Below are 14,132 nucleotides of genomic sequence, written 5' to 3'. Positions count from 1 at the left end.
AATAAATCGTGCGACTTATCTTTCTTCTTTCCCTATTAACTATATATTTATAGTTAATAACCAAGGACCACGCACGGTCCAAAGTTTTTGACCAAGGAATTTGTCCTTGCGACCATTGAGGAGGGGCCACACCCGACCCCATTCCGAACTCGGAAGTTAAGCCCTCCATCGCCAATGATACTGCTAGGTAGCTAGTGGGAAAGTAGGTCGTCGCAAGGACTTTTTTTCGCCCTGTAAAAAGGGCAGCCAAGCCCCGTACAACTACGTTGTACGGGGCTTCTTGCGTTCTGCTAAATATACTCGATTAGTCTATTCACCCTGGATGTTAATGAGCTAGCTAGGGAGGGGGATAGGAGTTGGGAGATAATTTTTTATAAAGTAAAGTTAGAATTTGAGGGGCTGTAAGTTGGTCATATGAAACTTGATAATATTCATATGAATTATAAATTTAAATCCCATGCAACTACATAGCTACTACGACTTTAGTCTTTTAAACAAAGATAGTTTTAATTCTCGTCCGATTGATTAAATGTCAGCTATTAATTTTCTGATTAGCTCTAAAAGCGTAGTACCCTCAGTCTTCTGCACTCCCTTTGGTATAAGTTACGAGTAGGAATCCTATGGTAAATTGTATCCTTAGATCCAGATGAAGGCCAAATCTTATATAAAACAGCAATAGTGCATCAAGTTAATCAAGGCCTCTGAGAGTAGCGAAGACTATAGAAAAGTTGTTGATGAAGATATAGTAGGTGATTAGTGTCAAAACTCAAGTCAGATATATCATTGCTCTATTGAACTTTACTCACTTGAAATTTACTCACTAACTTTTCTATGAGAATGAGGAAGAAGATAAAATGAAAATTTTTAGTGAAGATCATTATGAAAAAGTAAATTTTAGAGGATTAGATCTAAAAAATAAAAGTTTTTTGGGTACTTCTTTTTTTGAATGCACGTTTATAAGATCCTCATTACAATATACTAATTTTTTAGATTGTGAATTTGAAAGCTGTCGTTTTCAAGAATGTAATCTTTCTTTGGCCCGGCTTTGCAATACCAAGATTATTGGAACAGAATTTTGTGATTCAAAGCTTCTTGGCATTAATTGGGGCAGTGTTGGAATAGTAATCACTGCATCTTATGATAATTGTTTACTTGATAACTGTTCTTTTAGTGATATGAATTTAACTAAAGTTACGTTCAGCAGCAGCTCGTTAATCGAGGCCTCATTTCGTCATAATAAACTTTCTAGTGTTATTTTTGATAATTGTGATTTATCTAAATGCCAGTTTCATCAGAACGATTTGACTCGTGCGGACTTTAGTACATCACGAAATTATTATATGAATGCTGAAACAAACAAACTGAACAAGACTGTTTTCTCATTGCCTGAAGCGGTCTCTCTTTTAGCTAACTTGGATATTGTGCTTAAGTAATTTTTATCATTTTTATAAGCTTGTGGTAATTAAAATCCTTGATGTGTAACAATATATTTTGTTTAAAGTTATAACCGCTTAGCATATACAGACATTTATGAAAAAGCTTTTCCTGATTAACTGCCGACAGCCATTGATTGATGCCTTTGTTTCCCTTGGCTGTGAGGTCTGCTGTATTCGTAGTTACGATAATGAACTTGATGTCTCCTCAAAACTTAATGAGCTGGGTTTTAAACCTGATTTAATTTTTCAGCAGGAAATTCTTGGGTTACGCCTTTTTTTAAGCGGGATGCATAAAATAGATTGTATAAAGATCTTCTGGTCAGTTGATACTCACTTAAATATGCACTGGCACGGTGTTTATGGTTCTTTGTTTGATGGTGTGCTGACTACCCAAAAAAAATATGTTCCGATTTTAAAGAAAAATTGTGAAGCTGAAATATGCTGGATTCCATGGATGGGAGCACGGTTAGGTATTCAGTCCGGTACGACTGGAGGACTAATCCCGTATTCATCTAGATCGCACAGTCTTACATTTGTCGGCAGGGTTACCAAAGCTCGTCCATCCAGACTATGGTTTATTAAATTTTTGAATTCACATTTTGATTTGCATCAAGTTGAAGATTTAAATTATTCACAGATGATGGAAGTATATCGTCAGACTCGGATTGTGCCTAACGAAGCTATTTTTGGAGAAATTAATTTTCGAATTTTTGAAGCATGCTCTTGTGGCTGTGCAGTGGTTACTCCGGATATTGGAGAGGAATTAGGAGAGCTTTTTGATATTGGTAAAGAAATTATCGTCTATAGAGATGTTCTTGAATTAAAAGAAATTTTAAGCAGACTCCAAGCGGATCCTTCTTATGCTGCATCTTTGGGCCTTGCAGGGTATGAGCGCATTATGCGCGATCATCTTCCAGTAAATAGAGCTAAAAGTATTTTGGACTTTGTAAAAAGAATTTCAAAACGCAAAGTTGATATTGATGATGCTCAGCTATATGCGAATCTGGCTTGTGCTTCTCTGGGCGAATCTGGCGGGATGACTGTAGAATGGGGTAACCTCATTAATAAACTTTTAGCATGTAAGATGGGCGTGATGCGTGATGCAGCTCTTTTTCGACTATCAGTTCGCGCTGATCTGCGTGAATTATATTTACTGATTGCTAAACCATATTTTGAAAAGAAAATTTTTCCGAAAAATTGTTACTTTAATATGATCGCATCATTATGTGCAGTTCATTTAGGCTTGAATGATTTGGCTCTAAAATGGTGGTTTTCGTATGTGTCTGCTGTATATGATCAAAAGAAGAATAAACCTAAGGACACTTTGGAATTGTTGATGTTTTGGGGAGATGAATTATTTAAGAATGGAATAACTCTCCGACCTGGTGTCGCTTTTAATGAAGCTAGTGATATCCCTTCTTGTGCTGCTGATTGTTATTTTGCTGCTCTGTATATCGACCCAAAAAATCTTGCCGTATTTAAAAGGCTTGATCTTATATTTGCAGATGTGATGGGCGGAGAACCAACCCGTTTGGGGTTTTTAAGTCAATTATCATTACATCACCCTCGTGATTGGCATATATGTGCAGATATTGGAATAACTAATTTAAAAGTATTTCGCTTAACAGAGGGCCTAAACGATTTAGATTTTGCGCGAAACCTAGCTATAGAAGCTGGACGAGAACGTTTTTTCAAACGTAAGGTTTTATCTGATCTGCCTAGTTATTTTAGATTAGTTTATAACGATTAAGTATGCTATTATACGAAAGTAATGTGACTCAATTAACCTCGTGTTTGCCGAGATACGGGAGGATAGTAATGTCGAATGTTGTTTTTAATAAGAAGACTTTTTTGAATCACTTAGGTGATGATGTCGAACTTGGTAATGAAATTTTAAATGTATACCTTATAGATGCACCTGCGAGGGCTAAGTCTTTGAAAGAAGCTCTTGCGAATTCAGATATTCCTAAGGCCATTAAATTTTCTCATGCCTTGAAAGGTATTTCAGCAACTATACGAGCTGAAATTGTCACGTCATTAGCCGAGAAGGTAGAGAAAAACGTTCGCAAAAGTAAGTTGTGTGAGGCTAATGACATTATGCCTACGCTTTTTAAAGAACTTGACAAGGTTGTAGTCGCAATCAACGAGACTTTGCAAATATAGTTTTCATTCAGAAATAAATTTCAGACTATTTTATTTATAGCAGCAACTGTTTATTCGGTCATATACTAAAGTTTTACATAATTATTCCGATTTCAGAAGAGATATTGTCTAAGTGTATTATTTATCATACAAATGCAGTGAGTGATTAGAATACTATGTACTTGCACTTCTACTTTGTTATTAGTAATAGGAATGCAATTATAAAGTCGTTGACCAACTAAAGTTTTAATAAAAGTGGAGATGTAAATGTTCAACAACCTGAAGCTTGGGTGGAAAATTGGTGGTGGGTTTCTTATTGTTCTGCTTTTAACAGTAGCTGTTGGCGGTGTTGGTTGGTATGGACTTAATCAAGTTTCAGTACAGAATAACCGCCTTGACGTTGTCAGTAAGGCTGTTACTGATATGTATAAGGCACGTTTAACTGTACTTTATTATACGCTTAAAGGTACTGATAACTACAAGAAAGAATTTTCACAAAATATTGGTTCAATAAGTAGTCATATCGCAGAGAATAAAAATATATTTTCTGGAGAAGGCCTCGATGATATTTCAAATATTTCAAATAGTGCCATAAGCTACGGAGATGTTTTTAAGACTTATATTAAGTATGAAGATGATAAAAAGGAAGCCATAACTAATTGTGTAGCTGAGGCCGATAGGCTTAAAGTCGCTGTTTCTCAAATGTTGCATCAGTGCAAAGAATTTATGCAGGAGAGTTTGGCGAATGTTGCGGAAATTGGAAATTCTTCTGATTCTTTTTTGGCATATACGACTCTAGTGGACGCCGAAAGATACTTTCTGCAGACAAGAGTTGAAGGTATAAGTTTTCTTAGAACAGGTTCTAGCGAATCTGTATCAAAGGTACGGAGTAATTTAAATTCAATACTCAGTATTTGTGATAGGCTTAGAGAAAATCCTTGGGTGGTTGAAAAATCAGGATGGGATATAAGCGCTTTAGAAAGTGCTGCTCGAGGATACCTTGAAGGATTTAATATTATAGTTAAAAAAAGTGAAATTCAAAAAACTGAGTTGAAGGCAATGGCTGCTATCGGGGTAGAGGCTCTTGATCTTAGTCAGCATATGATGGTTGAACAGCAGGCTTCTGCTTCAGGCGTTATCAGCTCTTCTTTTTCTCTGATTTTGAGTGGTCTGGCTCTGGCTCTTTTTTGTGGTATTTTAATTTCAATTACTGTCACGCGCGCAATAACCGGACCTGTACGTAAAGGGGTCTCTTTTGCTGAAAACATGGCGCAAGGTGATTTTACTAAAACTCTTGATATTACACAGCGGGATGAAATTGGTATTCTGGCCGCCGCTCTAAACGATATGGTGGCTCGCCTCTCGGATGTTGTTGCAGAGGTTGGCAGTTCTTCTGAAAATGTAGCTTCAGGCAGTGAAGAACTTTCAGCTACAGCTGAAACTCTTTCTCAGGCTTCAACTGAGCAGGCTGCGAATGTTGAGGAAGTTTCTGCATCAATTGAGGAAATGACGGCCAATATCAGACAGAATGCAGAGAACGCTCAGCAGACTGAACAGATAGCATTACTTTCCTCAAAGCAGGCAGAAGATGGCGGTGCTGCAGTCTCTAAAGCTGTTGATGCAATGAAAAATATTGCAGAAAAGATTTCAATTATTGAAGAAATTGCTCGCCAGACAAATCTTCTGGCACTTAACGCTGCTATTGAAGCTGCTAGAGCCGGGGAACATGGAAAAGGATTTGCTGTTGTTGCGGCTGAAGTTAGAAAACTGGCTGAGAGAAGTGGGGAAGCTGCAGGAGAAATAGGAGAGCTTTCTTCTAGTACTGTCAGTGTAGCTGAAAAGGCTGGTGAAATGCTGACTTTACTTGTTCCGGATATTAAGCGCACTGCCGAACTTGTCCAAGAAATTGCAGCAGGCAGCAGTGAGCAGCTTTCAGGAGCTGAACAGATTAATAAAGCTGTTCAGCAGCTTGATCAGGTTACTCAGCAAAATGCTTCAGCTTCCGAAGAAATGGCATCCACTTCTGAAGAACTTTCCAGTCAGGCTGAACAGTTGCAGCAGGTTATGAGTTTCTTTCGTGTGGGAACTAGATCAGAAAGACCAGTCAGAGCACTGCCTACCACTCGATCAATGGTAACACCTACGAAAGGATTTCACTCTCAACCATCAGCAGAAAAGACTACTTCACATACTGAATCTTCAGGTGTCAGCCTGGATATGAGCAGTGATTTTTCAGATGGAGATTTTGAAAAATTTTAATAAAATATGGTAGAATCATTTTTTTTATATTATAGTATAACAATCAGTGATTATTTAGTTTGTGAGCCATAAAAAAAGCAGGTGTTATGATGAGTGTTGAGATTAATAGCACAACAAATCAGTATCTTACATTTACTCTGAATAAGGATATTTACGCTCTGGATATTTCCAGTGTCCGTGAGGTCCTTGAGTTGACTCCAATCACTCGAATTCCTAGAACCCCTAAGTTTATGCGTGGTGTAATTAATTTAAGGGGTCACGCAGTCCCTGTGGTTGATATGCGTTTAAAATTCGGTATGAGTAGAACAGAAGATACGATTAATACCTGTATTATTATTGTGGAAGTCGTATTTGATGGTGAGAGTACGGTTATGGGGGCTTTGGCAGATTCTGTCCGAGAAGTTATTGAGCTTACAGAAAATATGATTGAAGAGCCTCCTCGTATGGGAACAACCATTAAGACTGAATTCATTCGTGGTATGGGTAAGCAGAGTGATGACTTTGTGATCATACTTGATATAAATAAAATTCTTTCTGTAGAAGAATTGGCAATGCTTAAAAATGTAAATCATGATTCTTCCAACATAGATTCTAACGAGCTCAGTTCTGCCCAAGGAATGACTTTGAGTCTATAATCTTTACTTAAAAATAGATTATAAATATTTGTCCCGCTTCCTGCATCAGGTTGTGGGACTTTTATTATTTTTTGCTAAAATGATTGAGTATTTTTTTTGAGATATATAATTGAGGTTAGTAAATATAGTAGTTAAGCTTATTATTTGAGAATATAAATAAAAAAATGTCTCAAAAAAATGATAAAGACTTGCCATGCTGTCACGGGTAAAATACTATGTATGAAAATTTGTCATTATATTTTTTTGAACATACATTATATATTTAAATATAAATGCACTATAATATGAATAAACAGATATATTATATATTAATCTCCGTCTGTACGGCAGTAATAATTCTCGCAAGTGCTTTTCACGGAGTATACTTGATATACATAGTAATTTCTATGTCTGTACTTATTTTTTCATTTCTATATTTATTGTATGAACTTGATTATACCGGACATGATCAACTGGCTAAACAGGAACTAAGCCAGGGGAGACTGCTGGAACTTGGTGGAATTGGTTATTATCGAACAGACAGTCGTGGTAAGGTTCTTTTTTCAAATGAAATTTGTCGTGATTTAGGCATATCCTGTTTTCCTGATGCAACAGGGAAATGGCATGAAAAATTACTTTCTCATTTGTCTGATCTAGAGAACGGTGGTGAGCTTTTAAATAAGTTGTCTATAAGTCAGGGTGTGTATACTTTCGAGAGTGAGATTAAAAACTCATTTGGTAAAAAATTATTTTTTAAACATTGTTTGACTAGTATTGAAGATATGAATGGCCTTTTTCTCGGCATTTCAGGAATCGTTGTTGATATCAGTGAAATCAAGGATATCGGAGCTGAGGATTGCAGCCATAGTGATCACCGAAATATTTTTGACAATGACTTGTTTGATGTATTTGCACATGAGTTACGAACTCCGTTAGCCGGTATGACTGGAAGCTTGAAAGTGCTTGAAGATTCCAGTTTACCAATAGATATTCAAAAATATGTTGATAAATGCAACATCTCTGTGCATCGACTTAAAGATACTGTGGATTCTTTTTTGCGAGATATTTGTGGTAAATCCAGTAGCTATCCTTATAAAATAGAGTCTACAGAGAATAGAAGCACCAGCACGGTATCGTCAAACGGTAGTGATGTTAAAAAATTATCAGTTTTACTGGCAGAAGATGATATTCGCAGCCAAGTCACCATGCGGAGACATCTAGAGTCATGGGGGCATTCTGTCCGTACAGCCTGTAATGGGCTTGAAGTGTTAAATTGTATTAGAGAACAGCAGTATGATTTAGTACTGATGGACATCCAGATGCCTGAAATGAACGGATATGAAGCTATAGGTATGATTCGGGAAAATGAATCTAGTAATAGTCAGGTTCCCATTATAGTAATGAGTGCTTATGGTGATGATAGTGATTTTAAGAAGATGGATGAGCTCGGTGTTGCTGATTTTGTTTCAAAGCCCATAAGGGGGGATGATCTTAAATCTGTTATTGATCTAACTCTTAAGAAGTACGAAATTTAGTTTTGTACAGTTTTATCTGTTAAGTACATTACCTATGTAATACGCAATGCCATCCTCAAGCATTTGAACTGCCAAAAGAATTAGAATTAATCCCATAAGCCGCTCACAGGCTCGTAATCCTCTTTTACCAAGTATCCGTGATAATGTCGGCCCGGTCATCATAATGATGAATGTCATTCCCCAAGCCAGCATTGTACCTGTCAGAACTTTTAAGTCCGTATCACCTCTTGATCCGTAAACCATCACCGCAGCAAGAAGAGATGGGCCAGCAAATAAAGGTACGGCAATGGGAACTATGAAAGGGTCTTTTTCTACTTCAGTAGAGGATATATCCGGTTTCGGAAAAATCATTTTCATAGAAATGATAAAAAGGATTACCCCACCAGCTATGCGTAGTGTGGACTGGTGGATGCTTAGCATTTTCATCAGTCCGGCACCTAAGTACATAAACAAAATTATGATTCCCAATGCAAAAAGTAGTTCTCTGAACAGAATTTTACGTTGCTGGGATGGTGTAAACTCTTTGAGCATTGATAAGCATACCGGAAGGTTGCCTAACGGGTCCATGATCAGAAATAGCGGAAATGCAATTTCGAATATGGCATTCAAGGATTGAGTATCCATTTGTTAACCTTTGCTTTCCTTGCCACCTGCTTGACCATAAGTAGAAAACTTGTCGATAACTTTTTCCATTTCTACATCTGGTACAATAACCGGTTTACCTGCTGAAAGTGCTTGAATATAAATTCTGGCTACCAGCTCCAGTTCTTCAGCAGCATCAAAAGCATTTTTAATTTCATGACCAATACAGATTAGGCCATGGTTGGCGAGAAGAACAGCATTAAAATTTTTAATGGTTTCAGATACGTTTTCTGCCAGCTGTGCGCTCCCAAATGTCGCATAAGGGGCTAGAGGGACTTTATTGCCTGCAAAGCCTACCAGATAGTGCACAGCAGGGAGTTCCATATTAAGACAGGCAACTGTAGTTGCATATACTGAATGGGTATGAACTATTGCGTTGATATCAGATCTTTTTTTATACAGGGCAGTATGGAATCCTGCTTCGCTTGAAGGTTTGCGTTTAGATTCGACAATTTCACCTTCAAGATTCATGATCACTACATCATCCAGAGTTGTCTCACGGTAATCCAGACCACTTGCGCTAATTGCCAGTAAGCCTTTTTTACGATTCAAAACACTCAGGTTACCGCCAGTTCCTGTTGTAAGACCGGCTTCAAGCATTCTAAGACCATATTTTATAACAAGTTCCCTTTCACTTTTCAGCAGCATTGATTTCGCCTTATTTCTGATTCTGAAGGTTTTCTATTCTTTTGAGAACCGGTGGATGACTGTATTCAAGCCAGACATAAAATGGATGAGGTGTTAAATTTGAAAGATTGCTGACGGACAGTTTCTTAAGAGCACTTACTAATGATAATGGCTCTTTGGTTGTTGCGGCTGCAAAATTATCAGCTTCATATTCGTGTCTACGAGATTGAATATTGCTGAATATTGAAAGGACAATTGATACCGGAGTGTAGAGTAGTGCGAAAAAAATAAGCCCGGCATGTACGGAAATATGGTCCATACTAAATGCCGAGAAAAGTTCCCTGTTGTTTAGAAAAAAAGACATAAGCAGAAAAACAATTCCTGTGTTGGCGATACTAATAAGCAGCATCTTGCGGATATGTCCCAGCTTACAGTGCCCTATCTCATGAGCAAGCACAGCAACGATTTCATCAGTACTGAGAGATTCAACTAAAGTGTCGAAGAGAGCTATTCTTTTTTTGTTTCCAAATCCGGTGAAATACGCATTGGCTTTAGTGGATCTCTTAGAACCGTCAATCATGAATATTCCGGAAATCTTAAACCCGTTGGCCTTTGCAAAATTCTCGATCTTATCTTTGAGCTCCCCATTTTCGATAGGAGTAAATTTATTAAAGAGGGGTAAAATCCATGTGGGAGCTATATATTGAATGGCAAGGGTTATAACTATTGTGAAGATCCAGCACCAAAGCCATGCTAATGAGCCTGTCGCATTAAAAAAGAGCAGTACACCGCTGAGAATGACTCCTCCAATAATTCCTCCTAAGATGTATCCTTTTAACTTATCCAGAATGAAAGTCTTAAGGTTGGTTTTGTTAAAGCCAAATTTCTCTTCGATGACAAAAGTGCTGTAGAGGGAAAAAGGTAAAGAGACTAAATCACTGAGAACTGCCAGCCCAGCAAAAAAAATCAGTCCAGTAACAATCGGTCCATATCCAAATGATCCAGCCCAAAGATCAAGGATATTGAATCCTCCACATAGGATAAAAAATATTGTAACCAGTGTCATAAAAGAGCTTGAAATATTTTCAAGTCCAGTTCCGGCTTTAGTATAGTCTTGAGATTTTCGGTACTCTTCCGGATCAAAAATTCCATTAAATTCTTGAGGTAAAACAGGAGAAAGAGCCTGAATGTTCAACCTGCGGGCAATTATTCCGAGTACGCATGCTCCTGCTATGGAGAATAAAATAATAAATAAATATATATTCATCAGTTCAGCTTGCCTTTGTTTCGATTTAAGAATTAATAAAATCTAAAAATAATCTATCCGAGGCGTATTACCCTCTGTGAACTCCTCAGTCAATTAGACTGAGTACGCCTTTTGGGGTGACGAGATTTAGCACAAAAAAGTGGGTACTTTGCCTATGTTTCTTGACAAGAACAGTTATTACGTAAAATATTGAAGACTAGCATGAATGATTTTTTGTTTATATTATGAAAAACTTAACCTGTATCACTTGTTATAAAGCATAAGTTCAGGCGTACTTGCTTTAATCTTGCTCTCTGGTATATTTGGGAATAGTTTGGCTAAAGTGTAATAAATTGATAGTATTTAGTAGATACATGATTGTTATCAGTAATATTATTAGGGATTAAAATATGTTTTTGACCGGGAGTCGGCAGGTATGAGTTCACCAAAGAGCATCAAAGAAAATATTGCTCGCGCGAAGGCGTATGGACAGCGGAAAGATTACCTGCGCTGTTTGCATGCATTGAGTCTTTCACTTGATGAACTCGCTTCAAGTAAAGTGTTCGGCCGTGAGAAATTTGAAATTGGAATTCTTGCAGATGAGGTTTTTCGTCAACTGCTATCAATGGAAGAGCTTAAGCGTGTTTTGCCTCGAGGACTTAAGTATACAAAAGGGCAGGAGAAAAAACTTGCTGCTTTGCTACTTAAAATTCATGACACGATTAAGGACGCTCTTGAAAAAGCTGCTGTTGAAAAAATAAGAAAGCAAAAGAATCAGATTGATAAGTATGTTCTTGGAGGTCAAAAGGCTCTGGCTGAAAAAAACATTAATGATGCCAAAAAGTATTTTAGAAAAATTACTGAGGCCTTTCCCGAAGAACGCGGACTTTTACAGGATGTGGGCAGCAGGCTGGTTAAAGGTGGATATCCTGTTGACGGGGTAGAATATCTGGAACGCGCCATTGCTCAAACACCATCTGATAGCCGACCTTATATTTCTCTTCTCCTTGCGTGGGAAATGCAGACTGAGCAAGATAAAGCTCTTGCTGTAATTAAAGATATAGTTAGGCGTTTCGGGGCGAATGAAAGTCTTTTCGTGCGGCAGGCCAAGTTATTTCTAGCTAAAAGAATGTATACCGAGGCTTATGATGCATCGGCAGCAGCTATTAAACTTAATCCGTTGAACCGTGAGGCAAAGAAAATTTCAGATAAACTCGGTCCGAAGGTTTTTGGGCGCGGGTATAAGCCCGGTGCCACTTCTAGCGAGCTTCTGGCAGCTAAAAGCAAAGCTAAATCTGCTGGAGCAGAAAAGAGTGGAACAACTTTCAATCTTGATGGTTCGGCTGGAGGTACACCTGCAGCTAAATCCGTAAAGAAAAAAGGTCCTGCTAAAAAAACAGAGAATTCTAAAACTATCAAATTAGATTTTTAGAAATATTTTTCTGTCAGGTCGTAAAATAGGAAGAATCCCCGACAACCAAATGGCTGTCGGGGATTTTTTATACTATTGACTTTGAGTGTCCGGGGGAATTGCTTAGTACATTCCGCCCATTCCACCCATGCCGCCCATGCCGCCCATTCCACCCATACCGCCCATTCCACCCATGCCGCCTGGCATAGCTGGCATGTCAGCAGCCTTTTCAGGCTTTTCTGCAATGGCGCATTCGGTGGTAAGCAGAAGTCCTGCTACGGAAGCAGCGTTCTGAATTGCAATACGGGTAACTTTTTTCGGATCGATAACGCCGGCCTTGATGAGGTCTTCGTACTCGCCGATAGCTGCGTTGAAACCGTTACCGTCTTTGGATTCTTTAACTTTTTCAACAACGATAGAACCTTCAAGACCTGCATTGCCTGCAATCTGGCGGAGAGGCTCTTCAATGGCACGACGGATAATGTCGATACCTGCTGTTTCATCGTCATCAGAAGGAGTTACGTTGTCCAGGACAGAGATACAGCGGATAAGAGCTGTTCCGCCACCAGGAACGATACCTTCTTCAACTGCTGCGCGGGTAGCGTTGAGTGCATCTTCTACGCGAGCTTTCTTTTCTTTCATTTCAGTTTCAGTAGCAGCACCGACGTTGATAACAGCTACGCCGCCAACGATCTTTGCAAGGCGTTCCTGAAGTTTTTCGCGGTCGTAATCGGATGTGGATATTTCAATTTCGTTGCGGATCTGGCCAACACGAGCTTTGATAGTATCACCTTCGCCTGCACCGTCAACGATGGTGGTGTTATCTTTGTCGATAACAACGCGTTTTGCAGAGCCTAGATCTTCAAGGGAAACACCTTCAAGCTGGAGGCCGATGTCATCGGAAACAACAGCGCCGCCGGTAAGAGCTGCAATATCGGCAAGCATTGCCTTGCGGCGATCACCGAAACCTGGAGCTTTAACAGCAACAACGTTAAGAGTTCCGCGCAGTTTGTTGACAACGAGGGTAGCCAGAGCTTCGCCTTCAATATCTTCAGCAATGATTACGAGAGGTTTGCTCATTTTCGCAACCTGTTCAAGAACAGGAAGAAGTTCCTTCATATTGGAAACTTTCTTTTCGCTGATAAGGATGAGAGGCTCATCCATTTCGCAGATCATTTTTTCAGCGTTGCTTACGAAATATGGAGAAAGGTAGCCGCGGTCGAACTGCATACCTTCAACAACGTCAAGTGTTGTATCGAGTCCTTTAGCTTCTTCTACGGTGATAACGCCTTCTTTGCCGACTTTATTCATAGCTTCTGCAATGATGTTACCAATGGTAACGTCATTGTTTGCGGAGATAGTACCGACCTGAGCGATTTCTTTCTGGTCACGAGTAGGTTTGGCAAGAGTCTCGAGGTGATCGATGATAGCTTCAACAGCTTTATCGATACCGCGTTTGATAGCCATTGGGTTACGGCCAGCAGCAACAAGTTTAACACCTTCGGTAAAAATAGCTTGAGCAAGGATTGTTGCTGTTGTTGTACCGTCACCAGCGATGTCGGATGTTTTGGAAGCAACTTCCTTAACCATCTGAGCACCCATATTTTCGAACTTGTCTGCCAGTTCGATTTCTTTAGCTACGGATACACCATCTTTAGTGATAACAGGGGAACCAAAAGATTTATCCATAACAACGTTACGGCCTTTAGGTCCAAGAGTTACTTTTACAGCGTTGGCGAGTTTATCTACGCCTGTTTTCAGTTTTTCACGCGCTTTTGCGTCGAAAAGAATCTGTTTAGCCATGTGATCTTATCTCCTTAAGAAATGTCTTCTATAATATAATAGTATAATTAGGCTTCAACTACAGCGAGGATGTCATCTTCGCGCATGATGAGATGGTCAACACCGTCAATGTTGATTTCAGTGCCGGCATATTTTGCAAAGAGAACTGCATCGCCTTCTTTAACTCCCAGTGCAATTCTGGAGCCTGCATCATCAAGCTTACCGGGGCCGGCAGCAATGACTTCACCTTTCATGGGTTTTTCTTTAGCAGAGTCAGGAATGATGATTCCGCCTACAGTCTTTTCTTCCACTTCAAGGCGTCTGACCAGTATACGGTCATTAAGCGGCTTAAGTTTCATTTGTTGTCCTCCAATATTTAGATACTCTGATTTTTTTCGGGTCGTGACCCTTAATATCGTTTGGATAATTTTATTATTG

Annotated in this window: 12 protein-coding genes and 1 rRNA gene; 8 read left to right on the top strand and 5 right to left on the bottom strand. The window is 38.9% G+C overall.

Annotated features, from left to right (window positions below; genetic code table 11):
* The first annotated feature begins 104 nt into the window (after positions 1-104).
* From rrf to H589_RS0106760, 7 genes are all read left to right on the top strand, one after another.
* A 5S ribosomal RNA gene (gene rrf / locus H589_RS0106790) occupies positions 105-219 on the top strand.
* A gap of 635 nt (positions 220-854) precedes the next feature.
* Positions 855-1,433, top strand: a complete 579-nt coding sequence (locus H589_RS0106785; RefSeq protein WP_027721323.1) for a pentapeptide repeat-containing protein — start codon at positions 855-857, stop codon at positions 1,431-1,433.
* A gap of 97 nt (positions 1,434-1,530) precedes the next feature.
* On the top strand, positions 1,531-3,186 hold the full coding sequence (locus H589_RS0106780) for a glycosyltransferase family protein (RefSeq protein WP_027721322.1): 1,656 nt from the start codon (positions 1,531-1,533) through the stop codon (positions 3,184-3,186).
* Between the two features lie 68 nt (positions 3,187-3,254).
* Positions 3,255-3,599: an Hpt domain-containing protein gene (locus H589_RS0106775; protein WP_027721321.1), complete on the top strand. Its 345-nt coding sequence runs from the start codon at positions 3,255-3,257 to the stop codon at positions 3,597-3,599.
* 246 nt (positions 3,600-3,845) lie between these two features.
* On the top strand, positions 3,846-5,837 hold the full coding sequence (locus H589_RS0106770) for a HAMP domain-containing methyl-accepting chemotaxis protein (RefSeq protein ID WP_027721320.1): 1,992 nt from the start codon (positions 3,846-3,848) through the stop codon (positions 5,835-5,837).
* A gap of 89 nt (positions 5,838-5,926) precedes the next feature.
* Complete coding sequence (locus H589_RS0106765; protein WP_027721319.1) at positions 5,927-6,472, top strand: chemotaxis protein CheW; 546 nt, start codon at positions 5,927-5,929, stop codon at positions 6,470-6,472.
* 365 nt (positions 6,473-6,837) lie between these two features.
* Complete coding sequence (locus H589_RS0106760; RefSeq protein ID WP_169433110.1) at positions 6,838-7,986, top strand: hybrid sensor histidine kinase/response regulator; 1,149 nt, start codon at positions 6,838-6,840, stop codon at positions 7,984-7,986.
* Positions 7,987-7,998: 12 nt separating this feature from the next.
* Here H589_RS0106760 and H589_RS0106755 read toward each other — a convergent pair whose 3' ends face one another.
* The 3 genes from H589_RS0106755 to H589_RS0106745 are packed head-to-tail and all read right to left on the bottom strand — an operon-like array spanning position 7,999 to position 10,522.
* Positions 7,999-8,610 (bottom strand): MarC family protein, encoded by a 612-nt coding sequence (locus H589_RS0106755; protein WP_027721317.1) that lies wholly within the window; start codon positions 8,608-8,610, stop codon positions 7,999-8,001.
* Between the two features lie 3 nt (positions 8,611-8,613).
* Positions 8,614-9,276, bottom strand: a complete 663-nt coding sequence (locus tag H589_RS0106750; protein ID WP_027721316.1) for an L-fuculose-phosphate aldolase — start codon at positions 9,274-9,276, stop codon at positions 8,614-8,616.
* Between the two features lie 10 nt (positions 9,277-9,286).
* Positions 9,287-10,522, bottom strand: a complete 1,236-nt coding sequence (locus H589_RS0106745; RefSeq protein ID WP_027721315.1) for a M48 family metallopeptidase — start codon at positions 10,520-10,522, stop codon at positions 9,287-9,289.
* 415 nt (positions 10,523-10,937) lie between these two features.
* Between H589_RS0106745 and H589_RS0106740 the strand changes: the two genes are divergently transcribed.
* Positions 10,938-11,933, top strand: coding sequence for a tetratricopeptide repeat protein (locus H589_RS0106740; RefSeq protein ID WP_027721314.1), 996 nt, complete (start codon positions 10,938-10,940; stop codon positions 11,931-11,933).
* A gap of 102 nt (positions 11,934-12,035) precedes the next feature.
* Here H589_RS0106740 and groL read toward each other — a convergent pair whose 3' ends face one another.
* The gene (groL, locus tag H589_RS0106735; protein WP_027721313.1) at positions 12,036-13,715 is read right to left on the bottom strand and encodes a chaperonin GroEL; all 1,680 of its coding nucleotides are present in this window, start codon (positions 13,713-13,715) and stop codon (positions 12,036-12,038) included.
* Positions 13,716-13,762: 47 nt separating this feature from the next.
* Positions 13,763-14,053, bottom strand: a complete 291-nt coding sequence (groES, locus tag H589_RS0106730) for a co-chaperone GroES (RefSeq protein WP_027721312.1) — start codon at positions 14,051-14,053, stop codon at positions 13,763-13,765.
* Positions 14,054-14,132: the final 79 nt, after the last annotated feature.

Source organism: Maridesulfovibrio zosterae DSM 11974, assembly GCF_000425265.1.
GTDB classification, from domain to species: Bacteria; Desulfobacterota; Desulfovibrionia; order Desulfovibrionales; family Desulfovibrionaceae; genus Maridesulfovibrio; species Maridesulfovibrio zosterae.
This window is presented reverse-complemented; position numbering and strand designations above follow the sequence as displayed.

What these genes read in the sequence shown, in the direction of transcription:
- H589_RS0106775 (WP_027721321.1), top strand. Translation starts at nt 3,255, where the DNA reads ATGTCGAATGTTGTTTTTAATAAGAAGACTTTTTTGAATCACTTAGGT.
- H589_RS0106750 (WP_027721316.1), bottom strand. Translation starts at nt 9,276, where the DNA reads ATGCTGCTGAAAAGTGAAAGGGAACTTGTTATAAAATATGGTCTTAGA.
- H589_RS0106785 (WP_027721323.1), top strand. Translation starts at nt 855, where the DNA reads ATGAAAATTTTTAGTGAAGATCATTATGAAAAAGTAAATTTTAGAGGA.
- H589_RS0106740 (WP_027721314.1), top strand. Translation starts at nt 10,938, where the DNA reads ATGAGTTCACCAAAGAGCATCAAAGAAAATATTGCTCGCGCGAAGGCG.
- H589_RS0106745 (WP_027721315.1), bottom strand. Translation starts at nt 10,522, where the DNA reads ATGAATATATATTTATTTATTATTTTATTCTCCATAGCAGGAGCATGC.
- groES (WP_027721312.1), bottom strand. Translation starts at nt 14,053, where the DNA reads ATGAAACTTAAGCCGCTTAATGACCGTATACTGGTCAGACGCCTTGAA.
- H589_RS0106765 (WP_027721319.1), top strand. Translation starts at nt 5,927, where the DNA reads ATGAGTGTTGAGATTAATAGCACAACAAATCAGTATCTTACATTTACT.
- H589_RS0106770 (WP_027721320.1), top strand. Translation starts at nt 3,846, where the DNA reads ATGTTCAACAACCTGAAGCTTGGGTGGAAAATTGGTGGTGGGTTTCTT.
- H589_RS0106780 (WP_027721322.1), top strand. Translation starts at nt 1,531, where the DNA reads ATGAAAAAGCTTTTCCTGATTAACTGCCGACAGCCATTGATTGATGCC.
- groL (WP_027721313.1), bottom strand. Translation starts at nt 13,715, where the DNA reads ATGGCTAAACAGATTCTTTTCGACGCAAAAGCGCGTGAAAAACTGAAA.
- H589_RS0106755 (WP_027721317.1), bottom strand. Translation starts at nt 8,610, where the DNA reads ATGGATACTCAATCCTTGAATGCCATATTCGAAATTGCATTTCCGCTA.